Raw genomic sequence first — 18971 nt, forward strand, 5'->3', positions numbered from 1 at the left:
GTGTCGGACCTCGCCCCGTCTCTTTCCCAAGCACCGGTCGGCCGCATCGAGCCGGGCTTCCTCGTCGACACCGACTGGCTCGCCGCCAACCTGGATCGGCCGGATCTGCGGTTGTTCGATTGCAGCGCGACGATGCACGTCGACCCGGTCATCCAGCAACGCGTGCATCCCGAGCGCGACGCGTTCGAGGCAGCGCACATTGCCGGCGCGCGCTTCATCGATATCGACGCGCAGCTCTCCGACCACGACCATCCGGTGCACTTGATGCTGCCGCCGCGCGAGGCGTTCGCCTCCGCGATGGCGGCGCTCGGCATTTCGAACGACAGCCTCGTCGTGATCTACAGCACCGGCAACATCTGGTGGGCGACGCGGGTGTGGTGGATGCTGCGTGTCTACGGCTTCGACCACGCGCATATCCTGGACGGTGGCCTGCAGAAATGGCGGGCGGAAGGCCGGCCAGTGGCCACCGGGCCGTCGGCGCCGCCGGCGCCCGGGCATTTCACCGCGTCGGCGCCGCGCGCGCTGGTCGCCGACCGGCAGGCAGTCCTCGCTGCGATCGGCGACGCTGGCACCCGCATCGTGAACGCGTTGCGCCCGCCGCAGTACAGCGGCGCCGAAGCGCCCCGCAAGGGCCGGCCGGGACACATTGCAAGCAGCGTCAACGTTCCGGCTGCCTCGCTTCTGGACCCGGCGACCGGCTGTCTGCTGGACGACGCGGCGCTGCGGGCTGCCTTCGTCGAGGCAGGCGTTACGCCAGCGCAGCGCGTGGTCGCCTATTGCGGCGGCGGCGTCTCGGCGAGCCTTGTCGTGTTCGCGCTGACGAAACTCGCCCATCCCGATGTCAGGCTCTACGACGCTTCGCTGGGCGAGTGGGCGTCCGACCCCACGTTGCCGATGCAGATCGAGCCCGCATGAGCGGCGGCCGGGCGCGAGAAGATCTTGCCCGGATTCAGGATGTCGTCGGGATCGAGGGCTCGCTTGATGGCCCGCATCATGTCGACGGCGCCCGCGCCGGTTTCCGCGTCGAGGAAGCGCATCTTGTGCAGACCGATCCCGTGCTCGCCGCTGCACGTGCCGCCGACGGCGATCGCGCGCTCGACCAGCGCCTCGTTGAGACGCTCGCAGCACGCGCGTTGCGCGTCGTCCCGCGGGTCGATCAGATAGTCGATGTGGAAATTGCCGTCGCCCACATGTCCGACCAGGAAATAGGGAATGCCGCTGCCGTTGGCGTCGTCGACCGCGTCCGCGACTGCCCGCGCCAGTTGCGAGACAGGCACGCAGACGTCGGTGGTGATGGCGCGGCAGCCGGGAATCGACTGGATGCCGGCGAAGTAGGCGTGATGACGGGCCGTCCACAGGCGCGTGCGATCCTCCGGATGGGTCGCCCACTCGAATGCATTGCCGCCCTCCTCCCGCGCGATCTGCTCGACCGCCTCGGCCTGCTCGCGCACGCCGTCCGGGGAACCGTGGAATTCCATCAGCAGCATCGGCGACTCGCGCAGATCCGTATGCGAGTGCCGGTTGACGAGCCTGACGGTGTTGGCATCGAGCAGTTCGCAGCGCGCAATCGGCACGCCCAGTTGCGTGACCGCGATCGACGTGCGCACTGCCGCATCGAGCGTATCGAAATAGCAGATGGCGGCCGACACGGCTTCCGGCAGCGGATGAATGCGCAGCGTGATCTCGGTCACCACGCCCAACGTGCCTTCGGAGCCGATCATCAGCCGTGTCAGGTCGTAGCCGGCGCTGGACTTCTTCGCGCGCGTACCGGTGCGGATGACCTCGCCCGTGGCCGTGACCACTTCGAGCGCGAGCACGTTGTCGCGCATCGTGCCATAGCGCACCGCGGTCGTGCCGGACGCCCGAGTCGCGGTCATGCCGCCGATCGTCGCGTCGGCGCCCGGATCGACCGGAAAGAAGAAGCCGTCGCGCTTCAGTGCTTCGTTGAGTTGCAGCCGCCGCACACCGGCCTGCACGGTGACGGTCATGTCTTCCGGGTTGACCGAGAGGATGCAGTCCATGCGGCCGAGGTCAAGGCTGATGCCCCCGTGCACCGCCAGTATCTGACCCTCGATCGACGAACCGGCGCCGAACGGAATCACCGGCGCGCGATGCCATGCGGCGCGGCGCACGGCCGTCACGACATCCGCCGTGCTTTGCGCAAAGACGACTGCCGCCGGCGGCGGGACGATGAAGGAAGATTCGTCCTGGCCGTGCTGCTCACGGACCGCTGGCGCGGTCGAAAGCTGCGGCCCGAATGCCGCTCGCAGCTCGGCCAGCAGGGCATCCGATATGGGTCGCGACGCGACCTCGGGATGGTGATACGCGGCAGACATGGGACCCGTGTGTAAAGCTGCGCATGGTGGGCACCGCCCACGCCCGCGTCAACGAAGCATTTGCGCGAAGCTTCCTCGGCTTTCGTATATCGACTCCGCGCCGGCGGCCGCGCTGCGATGGCGTCGTTGCGAAGCGCCGCGGTCGCCGTCGACGACGCCCGGCCTCCCGCCTCGGCGTGCTCGCACTGACCCCGCATCCGGGTCCGCACCGGACCAGCGGCGCGCGGCCGCAGGATCGCCCCCGCCATGCTCATTACACACGCCTCCATGACTGACGCCCGCTTCGACATCGATACCCTTCGCCAGTGGCTGACCGCACTGCTGCAGGCCAGCGGCATGCGCGACGACGACGCCGCGCTGGGCGCTGGCACCCTGCTCCATGCGGACGCGCTCGGCATCGTCACGCACGGACTCGCGCGCCTGCCCACCTACTGGTCGCAACTGCGGCGCGGCGTGTTGCGGCCCGACGCGCAGGTCAGCGGGCACGAGGCGGCAGGCTTGGTGCGGATCGACGCGAAGCGTGCGTTCGGGCCATTCGCGGGCGCGCGTGCGATGCAGATCGCGCAGGCTCATTTGTCCGCCACGCGAGCGTTCGTGCCGTTCGTGATCGAGGGCGCGGGCCACCTCGGCGCGCTCGCGACCCTCGTGGGCCCGGTCGCGCACAGCGGCAGGATCGCGCTGCTCATGCAGTCCACGCAACCGGTGATGGCGCCGGCAGGCTCGCATGGCGCCGCCATCGGCAACAATCCGATCGCGTTCGCGGCGCCGCGCGCGGACGGCCCGCCATTGCTGATCGACTTCGCGGCAAGCGTCACCGCGCTGAGCCGCGTACTCGATGCGCATCGGGAAAACCGGTCGATTCCAGCCGACTGGGCCATCGACGCGGCCGGCGTCCCGACCCATGACACCGCCGCCGCGCTCGCCGGTGCATTGCTGCCGATGGCCGCGCACAAAGGCCTGGCGCTGGCCATGTTGGTGCAGGTGCTGGCGGGCGTGCTGACCGGCTCACGGCCCGACCTGTCAGAAAAAAGCGCGGCGCCGGGTTGCGGCGCGTTCGGTCTGGTGCTCGATCCGGCGAGCATTGCACCGGATTACGACAGCGATATGCAGATGTGGATCGACACGTATCGACGCTCGGCCGGCGCGGGCGCGCGCCTGCCCGGCGAGCGCGCCGCCGACGCGCTGCAACGGTCCGCCCGCGACGGCGTGGCCGTGCCGCCGGGGCTGCTGGCGCAATTGCGGGAAATCGGCCTCGACGCCGGCGTGCCGTTGCCCGGCTGAGCGCTGTTCCGCACTTACCATGCGCCGACGTTCCGCCGGCCTTCCGCCTGCACGGCGGCGCGCTGCGCGCCGCGCTGATCGGTTCTTGATCCGCGCTTGCACGCAGTGGCGGGCCGACATCCCAATATACTGTCGTGTCCAATGATTCCGCTCGCCTGCAGGCGGAACGAACAGAACAAAAGGAGACTTCGATGCTTTGGAATCGTCAGGTGCATGGCTTGCGTCGCCAGCGGCCCGCCAGTCGCTCGCGTGGTCAGAAGCGCCGGCTGCCGCTCGGCGTGGTGAGTGCGATGCTCAACCTGGCGCTGGTCGGCAATGCGCTGGCGGCGCCGGTTCAGTCGCCCGACGCGGCCGGTGCGTCGACGCCGCTGGCTGGCGCCGCTGCCAGCGCGCCGCTCGTCGAGCGTGCCGCACCGGTGGACGTCACCATCAAACGCGACGAATTCGGCGTCCCCCACGTCTATGCCGCGACGACCTACGCGCTCTTCTATGGCTATGGCTACGCCGTTGCGCAGGACCGGCTGTTCCAGATGGAGATGGCCAAGCGCAGTACGCAGGGCACGGTGTCCGAGGTACTGGGCGAGAAATTCGTCAAGTTTGACCAATCGATCCGCGGCAACTACTGGCCGGCGTCGATCCAGCGCCAGCTCGCGGCCCTGCCCGCCACCGAGCGCGACATTCTCGAAGGCTATGCGGCGGGCATGAACGCCTGGATCGCGCGCGTCGATGCCGAGCCGGACCGGCTGCTTCCGAAACAGTTCGCCGACTTCGGATTCCGTCCGGGCAAGTGGGACGCGTTCGACGTGGCGATGGTATTCGTCGGCACGATGGCCAACCGCTTCTCCGACGCGAATACCGAGATCGACAACCTGGCGCTGGTCACTGCGCTGCAGGACCGGTACGGCGCAGACAAAGGCATGGCACTGTTCAACCAGCTGAAGTGGCTGGTCAATCCCGATGCGCCTACCACCGTGCCGGCGTCGGAGGGCGTCTACCCCATCGAAGTGGGTCCGTCATTGTCACCGGCGCCGGGCAGAGCGCATGCCGGCCCCGACGCTGCGCGCGCCGGCCGCGCCGCCATGCAGCCGCTGCCGCGCTATGACAGCGCCGCACCGATGCTCGCGCGGCTGGCGTTGGGCGACGACGGCGCATTGCTGGGCCTGGATACGACGAGCAACGCGGCAACCACCCTCGCGCAGGTCGCCCGCTACGGCCAGACCGGTCCGGCCGGCTTCCCGACCACCAGCAATATGTGGATCGTGGGCAAGGCGAAGGCGCGGGGCGCGCGCGCCATCATGCTGAACGGCCCGCAGTTCGGTTGGTTTGCGCCGGCATACACGTACGGCATCGGCCTGCATGGCGCCGGCTTCGACCTGGTGGGCAATACCCCATTCGGCTATCCGTGCATCCTGTTCGGACACAACGGCAAGGTGTCCTGGGGCTCGACCGCCGGGTTGGGCGACGACGTCGACGTGTTCGCCGAGCAGCTTGACCCCGCCGACCCGAACCGCTATCTGCATGCAGGCGCATGGCACGACATGGAGAAACGCGTCGAGACCATCCGCGTGAAGGGCGCGGCTCCGGTCACGCAGCAGATCTATCGCACCGTCCACGGCATCGTCACGCAGCGCGACGCGGCGCGTCATATCGCCTATGCGAAGGCACGCGCATGGGAGGGCCTGGAGGTGCAGTCGCTGCTGGCATGGACGCATCAGGCTCAGGCGCAGGATTGGCAAAGCTGGACCGCGCAGGCCGCCAAGCATGCGCTGACGATCAACTGGTATTACGCGGACACGGCGGGCAACATCGGCTATGTGCACACGGGTGCCTATCCCGCGCGCCGGCGTGGCCATGATCCGCGGCTGCCGGTGCCGGGCACCGGCGAGTGGGACTGGCAGGGCCTGCTGCCGTTCAGCGCCAACCCGAAGGTCTACAACCCGAAGCAGGGCTGGCTCGCGAACTGGAACAACTCACCGGAAAAGGGCTACCCGTCGAGCGACGCCTACGCGCTGATCTGGAGCAAGGCGGACCGGGTCGACGAGATCGTGACGCGGATCACGGCGCGCGATCGTCTGGGGGTCGACGACATGTGGCAGATCCTGAAGGAGACCAGCGCCGTCGACGTCAATCGGCGCCACTTCCTGCCATTCATTGCGCACGCGGCCACGTCGTTGCCATCGAGTGACGACCGCGCGAAGCTGGCGCAACTGCTCGCCGCCTGGGACGGGCAGAACCGTGACGCCCAGCATGCCGGCCGTTACGACACGGCCGGCCCCGCGATCATGGACGCCTGGCTGGCCGCAATGCTGAAGCGCACGCTTGGCGAAGTCGTGCCCGCGCCCTATGCGAACTGGTTCCTGGCGACCGGCTACGCCGCGCCGCAAGATGGACCGACCGCCTCGGCCAACATCAGCAACGGCAGCAAGGTGCTGTACGAAGCGCTGCGCGGCACACGCTCGAGCGTGCCGCAACGCTTCGACATCTTCGGCGGCAAGCGTACCGACGACGTGATCGTGGCGGCGCTGGGCGACGCGCTGGACGCCCTCAGACCGACGCTCGGTGCCGACCTGGCGACGTGGCGTGCGAAAACGGTGCCGCTCACCTTCCGCTCCAACAACTTCTTCGGCGTGCCGCAGGCGAATGCCGGCGAGGCGGTACGCACGCCGCAGTACATGAACCGGGGTACCGAGAACGACCTGATCGTGCTCGGCGTGAACGGTGCAGCGCGTACGGTCGCCGCCTACGACGTGGTGGCACCGGGTCAGAGCGGCTTCGTCGCGCCGGACGGCACGCCGTCGCCGCACTATGCCGACCAACTGGCTCTGTACACGCAATATGGGCGCAAACCGCTTTGGCACAGTCAGGCCGATGTCGACCGCGCGACGCGCGCGATCGAGCACCTGCGGGCCGTGCGGCTGGCCTCCCCGGCCTCCCCGGCCTCGCCGTCACCGGCAGCCACGGCTGGCGGCGACTGAGTCGGGGCTGGCGCGCGGCGGAGACGCCCTGCCGCTTCACCGCGGCCGGCGCGGACCGCCCGTGCCGTCGTGCGGTGCGGCAGCGCTTGCCGATGCACCGACTCTAGCCGAGCATCCGTGCGAGCGCCCGGCTGAGTCCGGCTTGCAAGGTCGGGGCGGATCCGGCTGTCGTCGCATGCAAGCTCGCCTGTCGGTTCGCACCGGCTGGCCAGGCGAGCTACCGATGCGTCGCTTGCTGACGCCGAGCAGCAAGCGTTGTTCATGCCCTGCCGTCCCCTTCCTGCCGCCTTAATGGGACGGTTCGGCAGGGGCATGCCGGACACATAACACGCCACTCTTTTGCCGCGCCTGCCAAAGATCGTGCGCAGCCTGCCCGGCCAGCCATACGTCGGCGCGCCCGCCGCGCTCGACGCCGAGCCAAGCTTCGATACGCAGTGCCATTTCGGGCGAGACTGCGGCGCGCTCGTTGAGCACGCGCGAGAGTGCTGAACGGGTGACACCCAGCTGCTGTGCCGCCTGCGTGACCGTCAGGCCGAGCGCTGGCAGAACGTCCTCGCGCAGCGTGGCACCCGGATGGGGTGGATTGAACATGTGGCTCATCAAAATGCCTTCTAGTGATAGTCCTGATAATCGACGAGTACAGCATCGGCGCCTTCGAAGCGGAACGTGAGTCTCCAATTTCCGCTTACCCATGCCGAAAAGTGTCCTTCCATGTCGCCACAAAGCGCATGTAGCCTCCACCCCGGTACGTTCATGTCAGCGGGGCTGCCCGCATTGTTGAGCTGACTCAGCTGGCGCGCGAGCCTAGCAGCGTGGTGCGGCTGGATGCCCGCCTTGCTGCCCTTCTCAAAGAAGTCCCGCAGGCCCTTGTGAAGGAACGATTTGATCATCCACCAATTGTATAGCGTAGCGCTACGCTATACAACCGCCGTCGCGTTGGTCCGCCTTTGCGAGCGCGCCGGTCGACCACGCAGCGCTCGGGTCTCCGGGCTTTTGATGTCGGTGGCACCCCGGCGTCGAACGCGGGGCTGGGCGATGACGTCGAGGTGTTTGCGCGACAAGTGGACCCCGTCGACCCCGTCGACTCGAACCTCTAGATGCATGCAGGCGTATGGCACCGCATGGAGAAGCGCATCGACACCACCTGCTTGAACGGCACGGAAACGGTCAAGCAGGGAATCTGTCGCACCGTGGACGGCATTGCCAGCCAGCGCGACGCGGCGAGCCATATCGCCTGCGCGGAGGCGCGGGGATGGAAGGCTCGGAGGGGCAGTCGCTGTCGGCATGGTCACGCCGGGCCCAGGCGCGGGACTGGCAGATTTGGACCGCTCAGGCAGGCATGCGCTGACGATCGAGTGGCACAAAGCAGACACGGCGGCCAACATCGGCTGTATGCGGTGCGGCGGCGCCCGCCGATGCGCCGGCTCTAGCTGCGGCGCGTTTCGATGCGCGCCGCGGCCGCGCCGAGCATCCGTTCGAGCACCGGCTGAACCCGATCCGCCAGGTCGGGCCGGAAAGCGAAGGGCGGTGTCTCGTCCATATAGGTCGACTGGCACATCTCCAGCTGGATCGCGTGGATGCCGTCGTCGGGCCGGCCATAGTGCCGCGTGATGTGGCCGCCCTTGAAGCGGCCGTTCACGACCCACGTGTAGGGTTGATCGGCAAGCACGGCCGTCACCGCGTCAAGCACGTCGCTGCCGCAACTCCGTCCGCCGTTCGTGCCCAGATTCAGGTCGGGCAGCTTGCCGTCGAACAGGCGGGGCAGCACGCTGGCAATCGAATGCGCCTCCCACAGCAAGACCGTGCCGAAGCGCGATTTCAGCCGCGCCAGCTCCTCGGCCAGCTTGTCGTGGTACGGCTGCCAGTAGCGGCTTAGACGCTCGGCCGAGGACCGCGCGTCGGGGCCGGCCGGGTCGAGATACAGCGGTTCGCCACGGAAGGTCTCGGTCGGGAACAGCCCGGTGGTGGTCTGCCCCGGGTAAAGGCTCTCGCCCGAGGCGGGACGGTTCAGGTCGACCACGTAACGCGAATAGCGTGCGCTGAGCACCGACGCGCCGAGCGTGTCCGCGAACGCGTAGAGCCTGTCCAGATGCCAGTCGGTATCCGACAGTACCGATGCGTGGGGTTGCAATTGCGCCGCCACGTCGGGCGGGATCTCGCGTCCCAGATGCGGAATCGAGATCAACAGCGGCAGGCGTCCTTCGGTGAAGCGATAAGGTTGATCGGCCATGGTCGTGCGGAGAAAGACTGGCGCGCGCACGCGCCTGGAACGGCGAGACCGGCGCGACCGGCCACGGCGGCATTGCCGGTCGCCCTAGCCGGTCGCGCCGATGCGAATTCACTGCAAACGTCGCGCGTGCTCAGTGCGTGGCATGCCCATCGGCGGCGGTCGTGCCGGTGCCGGGCAGGACCCGTCCCGGATTCATCATGCCGTCCGGATCGAACAGCGCCTTGATCTGCTGCATCAGCGCGATCTCGACCGGGTCCTTGTAGATGCGCATCTCGTCGACGTGCAGCGAGCCGATGCCATGCTCGGCGCTGAACGTGCCGTCGAGTGCAGCGGCAATGTCGTAAAGGACGTGGCTCAGCTCGCGCTGGAAGCCGACCTTGTCCTGAACCGCCGCCCAGAACGCGTGCGAGAACATCGCGATGTAATGCATGTTGCCGTCGCCGAGGTGACCGACAACGACCGGGGTCGCATCCGGGTAACGTGCGGCGAGTGCATCGCCGGCCCGCCGCAGGAAATCGGGCACCTGGTAGGTTGGTACCGCGATGTCGTGCGTCAGCCCCATGCCTTCCCGGGTGTTGGCTTCGGTGACGTTGTGGCGAATGCGCCAGAGATCCTGACGCTGCTGCTCGGACGTCGCGATCACTACGTCGGCCATCTCGCCGCGCTCGTAAGCCGCTTCCAGCGCAGCGCTCAGCGCCTCGGTCAGGCCGTCGGTCTGCGCGGCCGCCAGTTCAACCAAGACCATCCACGCAGGCGTGGCGCCGGCGAACGGCTTGCGCAGGTTGTGACCGTGCCGCAGCGAAATCTCGAATTCGGATCGCGACATCAGCTCCAAGCCGACCACTTCGCCTGGGAAGCGCTGCTGCAGGCGGATCGCCTCGTCGACCGCCGCATCGACATTGTCGAAGGCCAGCAGCGCCGTGGCGACCGAACGCGGCGCCGGGAACAACTTCAGCGTGGCGGCCGTCACCACGCCCAGCGTGCCCTCCGACCCGATGAACAGGTTCTTCAGGTCGTAGCCGCTGTTGTTCTTGCGCAGCGTGCGCAGCCCGTTCCAGATCCGTCCGTCCGGCATCACCACTTCGAGGCCGAGGATGAGGTCGCGGGTGTTGCCGAAGCGCACGACATTGGTGCCGCCCGCGTTCGTGGCGATGTTGCCGCCGATCTGGCAGGACCCCTCGGCACCGAGCGACAGCGGAAACAGGCGGTCGACGGCGGCGGCCGCCGTGTGAATGTCGGCGAGCACGCATCCCGCCTCGACGGTCATCGAGTTGTTGCGTGCATTGACTTCGACGATGCGATTCATGCGCGCCAACGAGAGGATGACATTGCGGCCGGTTTCGGCTGGCACCGATCCGCCGCACACGCTGGTGTTGCCACCCTGCGGGAAGACTCGCAGGCCTTGCGCGCGGCACAGGCGCAGCACCTCGGCGACCTGCGCGGTCGTGCGCGGCAACAGCAGGCAGAGGGCTTGTCCGGTGTGACGCTTGCGCCAGTCGATCAGATGCGGGGCAAGATCGCCGTCCGTGACGACGCCGTTGTCGCCGAGACATTGCCGCAGCGCGGCAAGCAGTGAGTCGTTGGTATTCATTCTGTCTTGAGTAGCACGCTGTCCGCGGCGGACCACTGCATCTGCATCCTGCAGCCGATCGGCGAGCGTTCCGCCGCCCGATCGGAGATGCCTTTCGCGATCATGTTGCGTCCGTCGGGCAAGGTCAGGTCAAAGCGGGTCATGCCGCCGACGAAGGAAACCTGCGCCAGCGTGCCGACACAGTGGTTGCCGGCCAGGCTGCCGCCGGCCGCCGCGCCCTGCGGCGCCGCGTGGATCTTCTCCGGACGCACCAGCACCTTGACGCGCTGGCCGACACGGTGGCCTTCGGTGCTGCGCACGCCGAGCGTCCAGTGATCGCCGACGCGCACCGTGTCGTCGCCGACCACGGTGGCTTCGAAAAGGTTCGATTCACCGACGAAGTCCGCGACGAATTCGCTGGCCGGTTCGAAATACAGCTCGTCCGGCGTGCCCAGTTGCGCGATCCGTCCGCCGTTCATCAGGCAGACCCGGTCCGACAGGTTCAGCGCCTCTTCCTGATCGTGCGTCACATATACGAGCGTTGTACCGAGGTCGCGGTGCAGCCGCTTGATCTCGCCCTGCAGTTGATCGCGCAGCTTCTTGTCGAGCGCGCCGAGCGGTTCGTCCATCAGGATCACCGACGGCGAATAGACGATGCAGCGCGCGATGCCCACGCGCTGCTGCTGCCCGCCCGACATCTCGCGCGGCTTGCGCTTCTCGTAGCCGGTGAGGCCGACACGATGCAAGGCCTGCGTCACCCGCTCGCGGATCTCGGTCGCCCCGATGCCGCGCACGCGCAACGGGAAGGCGACGTTGTCGAATACGTTCAGGTGCGGCAGCAACGCATAATTCTGAAACACCATGCCGAGCTGTCGGTCACGCGGCGGCACCGTCGACACGTCGCGGCCGTCGAGCAGGATCCGCCCGCTCGACGGTGCGATCGAACCCGCGATGATGTTCAGGATCGTGCTCTTGCCCGAACCGCTCGGCCCGAGCAGGCTCAGGAACTCTCCTTTGCGCACGGTCAGGTCGGTGGCATGCAGCGCGGGCGCGCCGCCATACTGCTTGCTCACCCCGTCGAAGACGATCATGTCCTGCCCTGCCTGGGCTGCTCCTTCCATGCTTTCCATTCCTTGTTGCCCTCGGCCGGGGGTCGAGCCACCGGCATGCGCGAGAGTCTGCTTGAGTACGTGTGACATCGGCGGCGGCTCCGTGGCGGGCGGTTCAGTGCGACGCCTCGGTCTCGCCCGGTTGCAGGGCGACCGACACGCAGCAGAAGACGATCGACAGCACGGTCAGCAACGCCGACACTGCCGCGATCACCGGCGAAATGTCCCACTGGATGCTGCTGTACATGCGCACCGGCAGCGTGGTGGTGCTCGGGCTGGTCAGGAACCACGCGATCACCACTTCGTCGAACGACACCAGGAACGCGAACAGCGCGCCCGCGAACATCGACGGCCGCAGCTGTGGCAGCACGACCTTCAGGAACACCGTGCTGCGCTTGGCGCCCATGATGGTGGCGGCGAATTCCGGCGCGGGATCGAGCTTCCGCACGCCGGCCATGACGGTCATCATCATGAACGGCGTCACGTAGGCGACATGGCTGGCGACCAGCCCCGCGGTGGTGCCGACCAGCTGCAGCCGCGACAGGTACAGGTACAACCCGAGCGAGATGACGATCACCGGCACCAGGATCGGACTCATCAGCAGCAACAGCACGAACGACTTGCCCGGGAACTCGAAACGCACCAGCCCATAGGACGCCGGCACGCCGATCAGCAACGACACGACCATCGTGATCGCGGCGACCTTGACGCTTTGCACGATCGGCCCCACCCAGCTTGCCGACGTGAACAGCTGCTGGTAGAGCTCGACGGTCCACACGCGGGGCGGAAAGGTCATTTCCCCGCTGCCGCCGAACGAGATCGGAATCACGATCAGGGTCGGCACCAGGATGAACGCGTACACCGCGAACGCAATCGCGTTGCGCAGGCCGCCGTAGGCGCGCGCCTGGCTGTCGCGTACCTTCAGAGGAACGGTTGCGCTCATGCCACCTCCGTGCGGTTGCCGTATTTCTTCAGTTGCGACGCGCCCGAGGCGGCGAGCGTCACGATGCCCAGCAGGATCACCCCGATCGCCGACGCCATGTTCCAATCCATCGTCTCGCGGGTATAGAAATCCACCAGATTGGACATCATCACGTCGGTCCGGCCGCCGAGCAGCGCGGGGATCACGAAGAAGCCCATCGACATCACGGTAGTGCTCAGCACCGCCGCCGCCACGCCGGGCAGACTGAGCGGCAGCGTGATGCGCAGGAAGATCCGCGGCGGCTTCGCGCCCATGATCTCGGAGGCGCGATACAGCGCCTGATCGATCGCGAGCAGGCTCGCCAGCACCGGGAACACGATGAACGGGATCAGGTAATTGGTCATGCCCACCATCACGCCGAAGCGGTTGAACAGCATCGGCAACTGCACCTGCGTGTGCAGCACCGCGGACAGGAACTGGTTGACCAGCCCCGCCCGGCCAAGCAGCACCGTGAATGCATAGCTCTTGACCAGAATGCTGGTCCAGAACGGCACCAGCACCAGCACCATGTAGATCGCCCGGCGGCGCGGCGGCTGCTTGGCCAGATGCAGTGCGATCGGATAGCCGAGCAGCAGGCTGGACAGCGACGCCAGCACGCTGATCTGGAACGTCGACCACAGCGTGCGCAGGAACAGCTCGCTGCCGGCAAGCCGCTTGTAGGCCGCCAGCGAAAAGCCGCCGTCCGGCCCGCTGAGGCTGGTGTACACCACGTAGCCGAGCGGCACCAGCATCACCAGGAACAGGAAAACCGCGGCTGGACCGACGTACAGCCAGCCATCGTTGCGACCTTTCATAGCGTCTCTCTTGCGTGGGGGGTGCGGGGAACGGTGCTCAGCTCAGCACCCATTCCTTGAAGCGCAGCGTCAGTTCGTCGTAATGCTCGGCCCACCAGGCATCGTTGCTGATCAGGTTCATCTTGTTGTTCGGGTCCGACAGCCACTTGCGCACTTCCGGCTTCATCAGCGGCAACGCCTTCTTGCTGGCCGGCGTGTTGCCGTGAAGATTCATCAGTGCGGCCTGCCGATCCGGACGCAGCGCGAATTGCACGTAACGCATCGCGTTTTGCTTGTTCGGTGCATTCTTCAACACGACCAGATACTCCAGGCCGATCAGGTTCTGCTTGAACGAGAAACCGATCGGCTTGCCGCCTTCCTGGGCGGCTTTCGCGCGGGTGGCGTAGGTGTAGCTGTAGTCGACCTGGCCGGTCTCGACCAGCGTCGTGGTCTGCGGCGTCTGGTCCACCCACTTGCCGATATAGGGCTTGATACGGTTTAGTGCACGGAACGCCCGTTCCACGTCGAGCGGGTAGATCTTCTCCGGCGGCACGCCATCGGCCAGCAGCGCGATTTCGAGCGTCTCGCTGGCGCGATTGCGCAGCGTGCGTTGACCCGGGAATTTCTTGACGTCGAAGTAATCGGCGAAGGTCTGCGGATGCGTGTCGCCCGGATGCTTCTTTTCGTCCCAACAGATCCCGCCCGTGAAGCCGTAGAACGGCACGGCTTCCTTCGTCATCGGCGCGATCAGGTCGCTGCGGTCGAACAGCGCCGGGTCGAGCGGCTCCCAATAGCCGTTCTTCGAGCCGGTCATCGCCATCGGGCCGACCGCGTCGAACACATCCCATTCGACATTGCGGGTCATGACCTGTGCCTTGACCTTCGCGAGGTCCGGCGTGTCGATCAACGTCACCTTGACGCCGAATTCCTTCTCGAAGGGCTTGGCCAGTGCTTCTTCAACCGCGGTGCGGTAGTTGCCGCCCCAGCTCACCACGACCAGGTTCCCGGCCGCAAGCGCCTTGCGCGAGGTCAGCACCATCGGGGCGCCGATGGCGGTCGCGGCCAGCGCGGTGCCGGTGGTCTGCAAGAACTTGCGGCGGCCGGTGGCCTTGATGCTTTCGTTGGACATGTGAACGACCTCAGCTGAAGAAATGGGAGACTGTCGATTCGCGCTCGATGGATGCCGGGACGACGCCTGCAAGCCGCTCGCGTAGCGCGGCGCTGGCCGCGCGCAGCGGCGGCAAAACGTCCGGCGTGCCCCAGCCAAGCAGTGTCATGGCCGCCTTGATCGGCGCGGGGTTCGGCTCCGCGAACACGGCGTCGATCAGCGGACGCAGGCTGGCGTGCAGCGCGATTGCCTCGGCCAGCCGCCCCTCCTGCGCCAGCCGCAAGACGGCCGCCCACTGCTTCGGCACCAGGTTGGAACTCGAAATGATGCCGCCCACCGCGCCCATCGCGATATGCAGTGGGAAAACGTCTTCTTCGCCGGTCAGGATCGCGATCTTGTCGCGCGCCAGTTCGGCTGCGCGCATCTGCTGAGCGAGGTCGGGATTGCAGGCCTTGATGCCTACCACGCGGGTAAGTTCGGCGAGCCGGTCGACGGTCTCGTAGTGCAGGGACACACCGGTGCGGTACGGAATTTCGTAGAGAATGATGTCCGCGTCGACCGCATCCGAAAACGCCCGGAAGTAGTCGACGATGCCGTCCTGGGTGGGACGAAAATAGTACGGGGTAACGACCATCAACGCCTTTGCGCCGGCTGCGACAAACGCTTTCGCGTTGTCGACCGCATCGCCCAGTCCGGGGGACAGGATCCCCGGGATGACCGGCGTAGCGCCATCGGCGGCTTCGAGGCAGGTCGTCACGACATTCAGCCGCTGCGCAGCGGTCAGCGACGTGTATTCGCCGGTGCCACCGAGCGGCACGACTGCGTCCGCGCCAGCCGCCGCCATGCGCCGCACATGATCGGACAGCAGCCCGGCCGCAAGCCGGCCGTCGCCGTCGAAGGGCGTCGGCACTGCTGTCAAGATGCCCGAATACTTGTACTGCACGCTCATATCTCCTCGCCTGGTTTTGTTGCACTGCGGCACGATTTCCGCCCCGTACACGCCTGCTGCTGCCATGCCCGAACATAAGGCTTCAAAAATGCCGTTCTGGCAGCATCAGTCGCTCTGACGCTCTTCATAACGCAACCTTATTCATATCCTAAGCGCGACGGCTGCTAAGGTGCCAGCCAACGTGCCAGCCAAGGTGCCAGCTAAGTTTTTTGCCAAGGTAACAGCGCGCATCGGTGGCGCCGAACCAGTGCCGCCTCGCGGCACACCGGTCCGAGCCCCGCCCACCGGGCCGCCCTGCCGTGGCGAGCGCTGCCGGGTGCCAGTCCGACTTGCGCCAAGCCCGGCCCGCGCCTCGCTTGCCTCGTTGAAAAAGGGCAACGCCCGCGGCGACACGACCGAAGTCGCGCCGGCGCAGGCGTTCGGAATGACGAGGCTGCGGCGGCGGCCGGGTAGCGGCCTAGCGAGCGCCGACTAGCTGCCGTCTGACGGCCGGCGCGCGTGGGCGGACCGCCCGAACCAGCCGGACGGCCGGCAGCGGGTGGGGAGCGCGGCCCGCGATGACCGTCGCCGCGCGCCGCCCGGTGGCGCGACCGATGCCCCGCTGACGGCGGGGATCGCTCTGCTCAGGCACCGAAACGCCAGTCGCGAACCGGCGCGTAGTTATCCTTCACCACCCGGGGCGAGGTCCAGCGCAGCAGATTCAGGAACGAGCCGGCCTTGTCGTTCGTGCCGCTCGCGCGCGTGCCGCCAAACGGCTGCTGACCGAGCATCGCGCCGGTCGGCTTGTCGTTCAGATACAGGTTGCCGGCAGCGTTGACCAGCGCGTCCTCGGCCTGATGCAGTGCGAAGCGGTCGGTCGAGAAGATCGAGCCGGTCAGCGCATAGGGGCTGGTCGCATCGATCAACGCCAGCGTCTCGGTCCAGTCGGCATCGTCATAGACGAACACCGCGAGGACCGGTCCGAACAGTTCTTCCTGCATCAAAGCGTGGCGCGGATCGTTGACGCGCAGCACGGTCGGCTCGACGAAATAGCCAGGATCGGACCACGACTTGCCGCCGTATACGAACTCGACGCCACTGTCCTCACGCGCGGCCGCCAGCGCGTTGCTGATCTTGCGATGCGATGCCTCGCTGATCACCGCGCCCATGAAGGTCTTGGGATCGGCCACGTCGCCCACCCGCAATTCCGCCAGGCGCTCCTTGAGCTGTCGCGAGACTTCCGGCCAGAGCGACTTCGGCACGTAGGCACGCGATGCGGCGCTGCACTTCTGGCCCTGGTAGCCGAAGGCACCGCGCACCAGCGCGATCGACAGCGCGTCCACATCGGCAGAAGCGTGCGCCAACACGAAATCCTTGCCGCCGGTCTCACCGACGAGGCGCGGCAGCGAGCGATAGGCGTCGACCTTGCCGGCCACTTCCTTCCAGAGCGACTGGAAGACCGCCGAGCTGCCGGTGAAGTGAATGCCCGCCAGCTCGGCGGACGCCAACGCGACGCGCGTGGTCAGCACGGCGTCGCCCGGCACGAAATTGATCACGCCCGGCGGCAGGCCTGCCTCTTCGAGCGCCTCGTAACAAATGAAATTCGCCAGCGCGGACTTCTCCGAGGGCTTCCACAGCACGGTATTGCCCATCACGGCGGGCGCGGTGGTCAGGTTGCCGCCGATCGCCGTGAAATTGAACGGCGAGATCGCGTACACGAAGCCTTCCAGCGGCCGCCAGTCCGTCCGGTTGGCCGCGCCGGCCACCGACAGCGGCTGCTCGGCATGGACCTTCGCCGCATTGAAGGCGTTGAAGCGAAAGAAGTCGATCAACTCGCAAGCGCTGTCCGGCTCGGCTTCCTCGATCGTCTTGCTCTGGCCGAGCATGGTCGCCGCATTGATGCGGATGCGCTCCCGCGTGGCGACGATCTCGGCAGCGCGATGCAGGATGGCCGCCCGGCTGGCCAGCGTCAGGCTCGCCCAGTCCCTGGCCACCGAGCGCGCGTTGACGATCGCTTCGCGGATCTGCGCCTCGGTCGGACGGTGGATCCGCGCCAGCACGCGCTGGTGATCGTGCGGCGCGCGCACTTCAACGACATCGTTCGAAAACAGGCGCTTGCCGCCGATCACAGTCGGAATCTCGACGACCTCGCGTACGGCCAGCGCGCGTTCGAGCTGTCGCGCGCCCTCGCTGCCCGGACGGAACGACATTTCCGGTTCGTTGGCCGGGTACGGAAGTTGAGGACCTGTTATCACGGTTGCTCCTTGTTTCATCGATCATCGAGGGGACCCGCGACGGGCGGCCTGTCTTGCCCGACGCCGGGGCGCACAGGGCGCGCGAAGGCGTGGCGAACGCGTCAGTCCCGGAACCGCCAGCCTACGCGGCACGCGTGCAGACCCGCCCAAGTCAAGCCGAGCTTATGCTCAGGATTTACCGCGCTTATGAATCCCTGCCCGCCGCCTGGCTCAATAGCCTTCGAACGAATACACCTCGTCGGGCGGCAGCGCGAGCGCCTGGCCGATGGCGCGGGAGATCTGCTTCTGGTACGACTGGCGCAGCAGATCGTGCATCTGGCCCGGCAGATTGCCCAACTCGTTCTCCCGAGAGGCGAGGAACAGGGTGCGCCGCAGCGGCTCGTACCGCCGGCCGCGGCGGGTGAAGCTGGTCAGCGGCACCAGCTTCACCTGGGGCACGAAATGCCGGGACTGCCAGATGCACAGCGGCGTGGTAATGGCGAAACCCAGCCCGGCGGCGACCAGGCTGAGCATCGGGTCGGTCGCATCGAACTCGCACGTGCGTTCGATGTGATCGGACTGTGCCATCAGATAGGCGTCGACATGCTGTCCGATCACCGACCGGGCGCTGTAGCGGATCAGCGGCAGGTGGCGACCGAGGTCGGCCAGCGACTCGCAGCCTTCCATCTCGAATTCGCGCGGCAGGACCACGTGATAGGGCTCGGAGAACAGCTTCTGCCGACGGATGCCGGGCGCGCTGCTCACGCCGGTGGTCGTCACCGCCAGGTCGAGTTGACGTGCGTCGAGCTGCGCGTCGAGCGCCGGCGTGATGCCGGACCACAGGCGGATCTGCTGCGAGGTGCCGGTCAATGCGCGAATGATGATCGGACCGAGCGTGGCGGCAAACGAATCGACACAGCCCAAGCGCACGACGATGCGCTTCGCGCGGGTCACGTTGCGCACGCCCTCGACCATCTGCTCGGCGCTCTGCAGGATGGTCGTCGCGTGTTCGAACAGGCGCTGGCCGGCGGCGGTAGGCCGTGCCGGCCGCGTCGAGCGGTCGAGCAGAACCGTATCGAGCAGGCTTTCGACCGACTTGACTCGCTGGGATACGCCGGCCTGCGAAATCCTGAGCCGCTTCGCGGCTTCGGAAATCGACCCGGTCTCGACCACGGCGACCCAACTCTCGAGCAATTCCCAGTCGGGATATTGCCCGGTCATGCTTTCTCTCATAGCCCTTTTCGGCAGTCCTTTCCGCCTGGAATGTAGCACAAGGCGCCAAGTCGAAAAGTTGGCGACGGCGCCGCCGCGCGCGCCCAGTTGCCAACCGCGCCAACCCCGCCAACCCCGCCGACCCGGCATCACTGTTGCTTCGGGTGCATGCCGCGTCGGCCGGGCCGATCGAAGTCGCCGCTCGCCGCCCTGCCTCGCGTCTCACCTCCCGT

At 67.1% G+C, this 18971-nt stretch carries 15 protein-coding genes; 3 read left to right on the forward strand and 12 right to left on the reverse strand.

The features are described from left to right. Entirely contained in the window at window positions 1-915 is a 915-nt protein-coding gene (locus tag BLU54_RS18835) for a sulfurtransferase (RefSeq protein ID WP_139169758.1), read from the forward strand. Here the strand turns inward: BLU54_RS18835 and BLU54_RS18840 are convergent. Continuing rightward, window positions 849-2336, reverse strand: a complete 1488-nt coding sequence (locus BLU54_RS18840; RefSeq protein ID WP_091911869.1) for an FAD-binding oxidoreductase — start codon at window positions 2334-2336, stop codon at window positions 849-851. The two genes, BLU54_RS18835 and BLU54_RS18840, sit on opposite strands and share 67 nt — an antisense overlap. A gap of 267 nt (window positions 2337-2603) precedes the next feature. Between BLU54_RS18840 and BLU54_RS18845 the strand changes: the two genes are divergently transcribed. Together BLU54_RS18845 and BLU54_RS18850 are read left to right on the forward strand one after the other, a co-directional pair. Then, window positions 2604-3617 carry an Ldh family oxidoreductase gene (locus BLU54_RS18845; protein ID WP_170845225.1) on the forward strand — a complete coding sequence of 338 codons (1014 nt, stop codon included), beginning with the start codon at window positions 2604-2606 and terminating at the stop codon, window positions 3615-3617. Window positions 3618-3808: 191 nt separating this feature from the next. After that, window positions 3809-6592: a penicillin acylase family protein gene (locus tag BLU54_RS18850; protein ID WP_235838030.1), complete on the forward strand. Its 2784-nt coding sequence runs from the start codon at window positions 3809-3811 to the stop codon at window positions 6590-6592. A gap of 288 nt (window positions 6593-6880) precedes the next feature. On the opposite strand, the gene BLU54_RS18855 is transcribed toward BLU54_RS18850, so the two are convergent. The 11 genes from BLU54_RS18855 to BLU54_RS18905 form a co-directional block, all read right to left on the reverse strand. Next, the gene (locus BLU54_RS18855) at window positions 6881-7192 is read right to left on the reverse strand and encodes a HigA family addiction module antitoxin (RefSeq protein ID WP_091911874.1); all 312 of its coding nucleotides are present in this window, start codon (window positions 7190-7192) and stop codon (window positions 6881-6883) included. Window positions 7193-7203: 11 nt separating this feature from the next. Beyond that, on the reverse strand, window positions 7204-7482 hold the full coding sequence (locus BLU54_RS18860; protein ID WP_091911876.1) for a type II toxin-antitoxin system RelE/ParE family toxin: 279 nt from the start codon (window positions 7480-7482) through the stop codon (window positions 7204-7206). Between the two features lie 536 nt (window positions 7483-8018). Continuing rightward, entirely contained in the window at window positions 8019-8822 is an 804-nt protein-coding gene (gene hutG, locus BLU54_RS18865) for an N-formylglutamate deformylase (protein WP_091911878.1), read from the reverse strand. A 130-nt stretch (window positions 8823-8952) separates the two neighbouring features. Further along, window positions 8953-10413, reverse strand: a complete 1461-nt coding sequence (locus BLU54_RS18870; RefSeq protein ID WP_091911880.1) for an FAD-binding oxidoreductase — start codon at window positions 10411-10413, stop codon at window positions 8953-8955. Continuing rightward, a complete protein-coding gene (locus tag BLU54_RS18875) occupies window positions 10410-11513 on the reverse strand; it encodes an ABC transporter ATP-binding protein (RefSeq protein WP_170845226.1) in 1104 nt (367 codons plus the stop codon). Before BLU54_RS18875 ends, BLU54_RS18870 begins: the two co-directional genes overlap by 4 nt. 103 nt (window positions 11514-11616) lie before the next feature. Beyond that, complete coding sequence (locus BLU54_RS18880) at window positions 11617-12444, reverse strand: ABC transporter permease (protein WP_091911884.1); 828 nt, start codon at window positions 12442-12444, stop codon at window positions 11617-11619. Beyond that, window positions 12441-13277 (reverse strand): ABC transporter permease, encoded by an 837-nt coding sequence (locus BLU54_RS18885; RefSeq protein WP_091911886.1) that lies wholly within the window; start codon window positions 13275-13277, stop codon window positions 12441-12443. The genes BLU54_RS18880 and BLU54_RS18885 overlap by 4 nt, the downstream gene beginning before the upstream one ends. Before the next feature lie 37 nt (window positions 13278-13314). Next, on the reverse strand, window positions 13315-14385 hold the full coding sequence (locus BLU54_RS18890) for an ABC transporter substrate-binding protein (RefSeq protein WP_091911888.1): 1071 nt from the start codon (window positions 14383-14385) through the stop codon (window positions 13315-13317). Window positions 14386-14395: 10 nt separating this feature from the next. Then, window positions 14396-15313 (reverse strand): 4-hydroxy-tetrahydrodipicolinate synthase, encoded by a 918-nt coding sequence (gene dapA, locus BLU54_RS18895; RefSeq protein ID WP_091911890.1) that lies wholly within the window; start codon window positions 15311-15313, stop codon window positions 14396-14398. Between the two features lie 623 nt (window positions 15314-15936). Then, window positions 15937-17547, reverse strand: a complete 1611-nt coding sequence (gene pruA, locus BLU54_RS18900; RefSeq protein ID WP_091911892.1) for an L-glutamate gamma-semialdehyde dehydrogenase — start codon at window positions 17545-17547, stop codon at window positions 15937-15939. A 210-nt stretch (window positions 17548-17757) separates the two neighbouring features. Next, window positions 17758-18747 (reverse strand): LysR family transcriptional regulator, encoded by a 990-nt coding sequence (locus BLU54_RS18905; protein ID WP_328586145.1) that lies wholly within the window; start codon window positions 18745-18747, stop codon window positions 17758-17760. Window positions 18748-18971: the final 224 nt, after the last annotated feature.

The organism is Chitinasiproducens palmae, assembly GCF_900095735.1.
Lineage (GTDB): Bacteria > Pseudomonadota > Gammaproteobacteria > Burkholderiales > Burkholderiaceae > Chitinasiproducens > Chitinasiproducens palmae.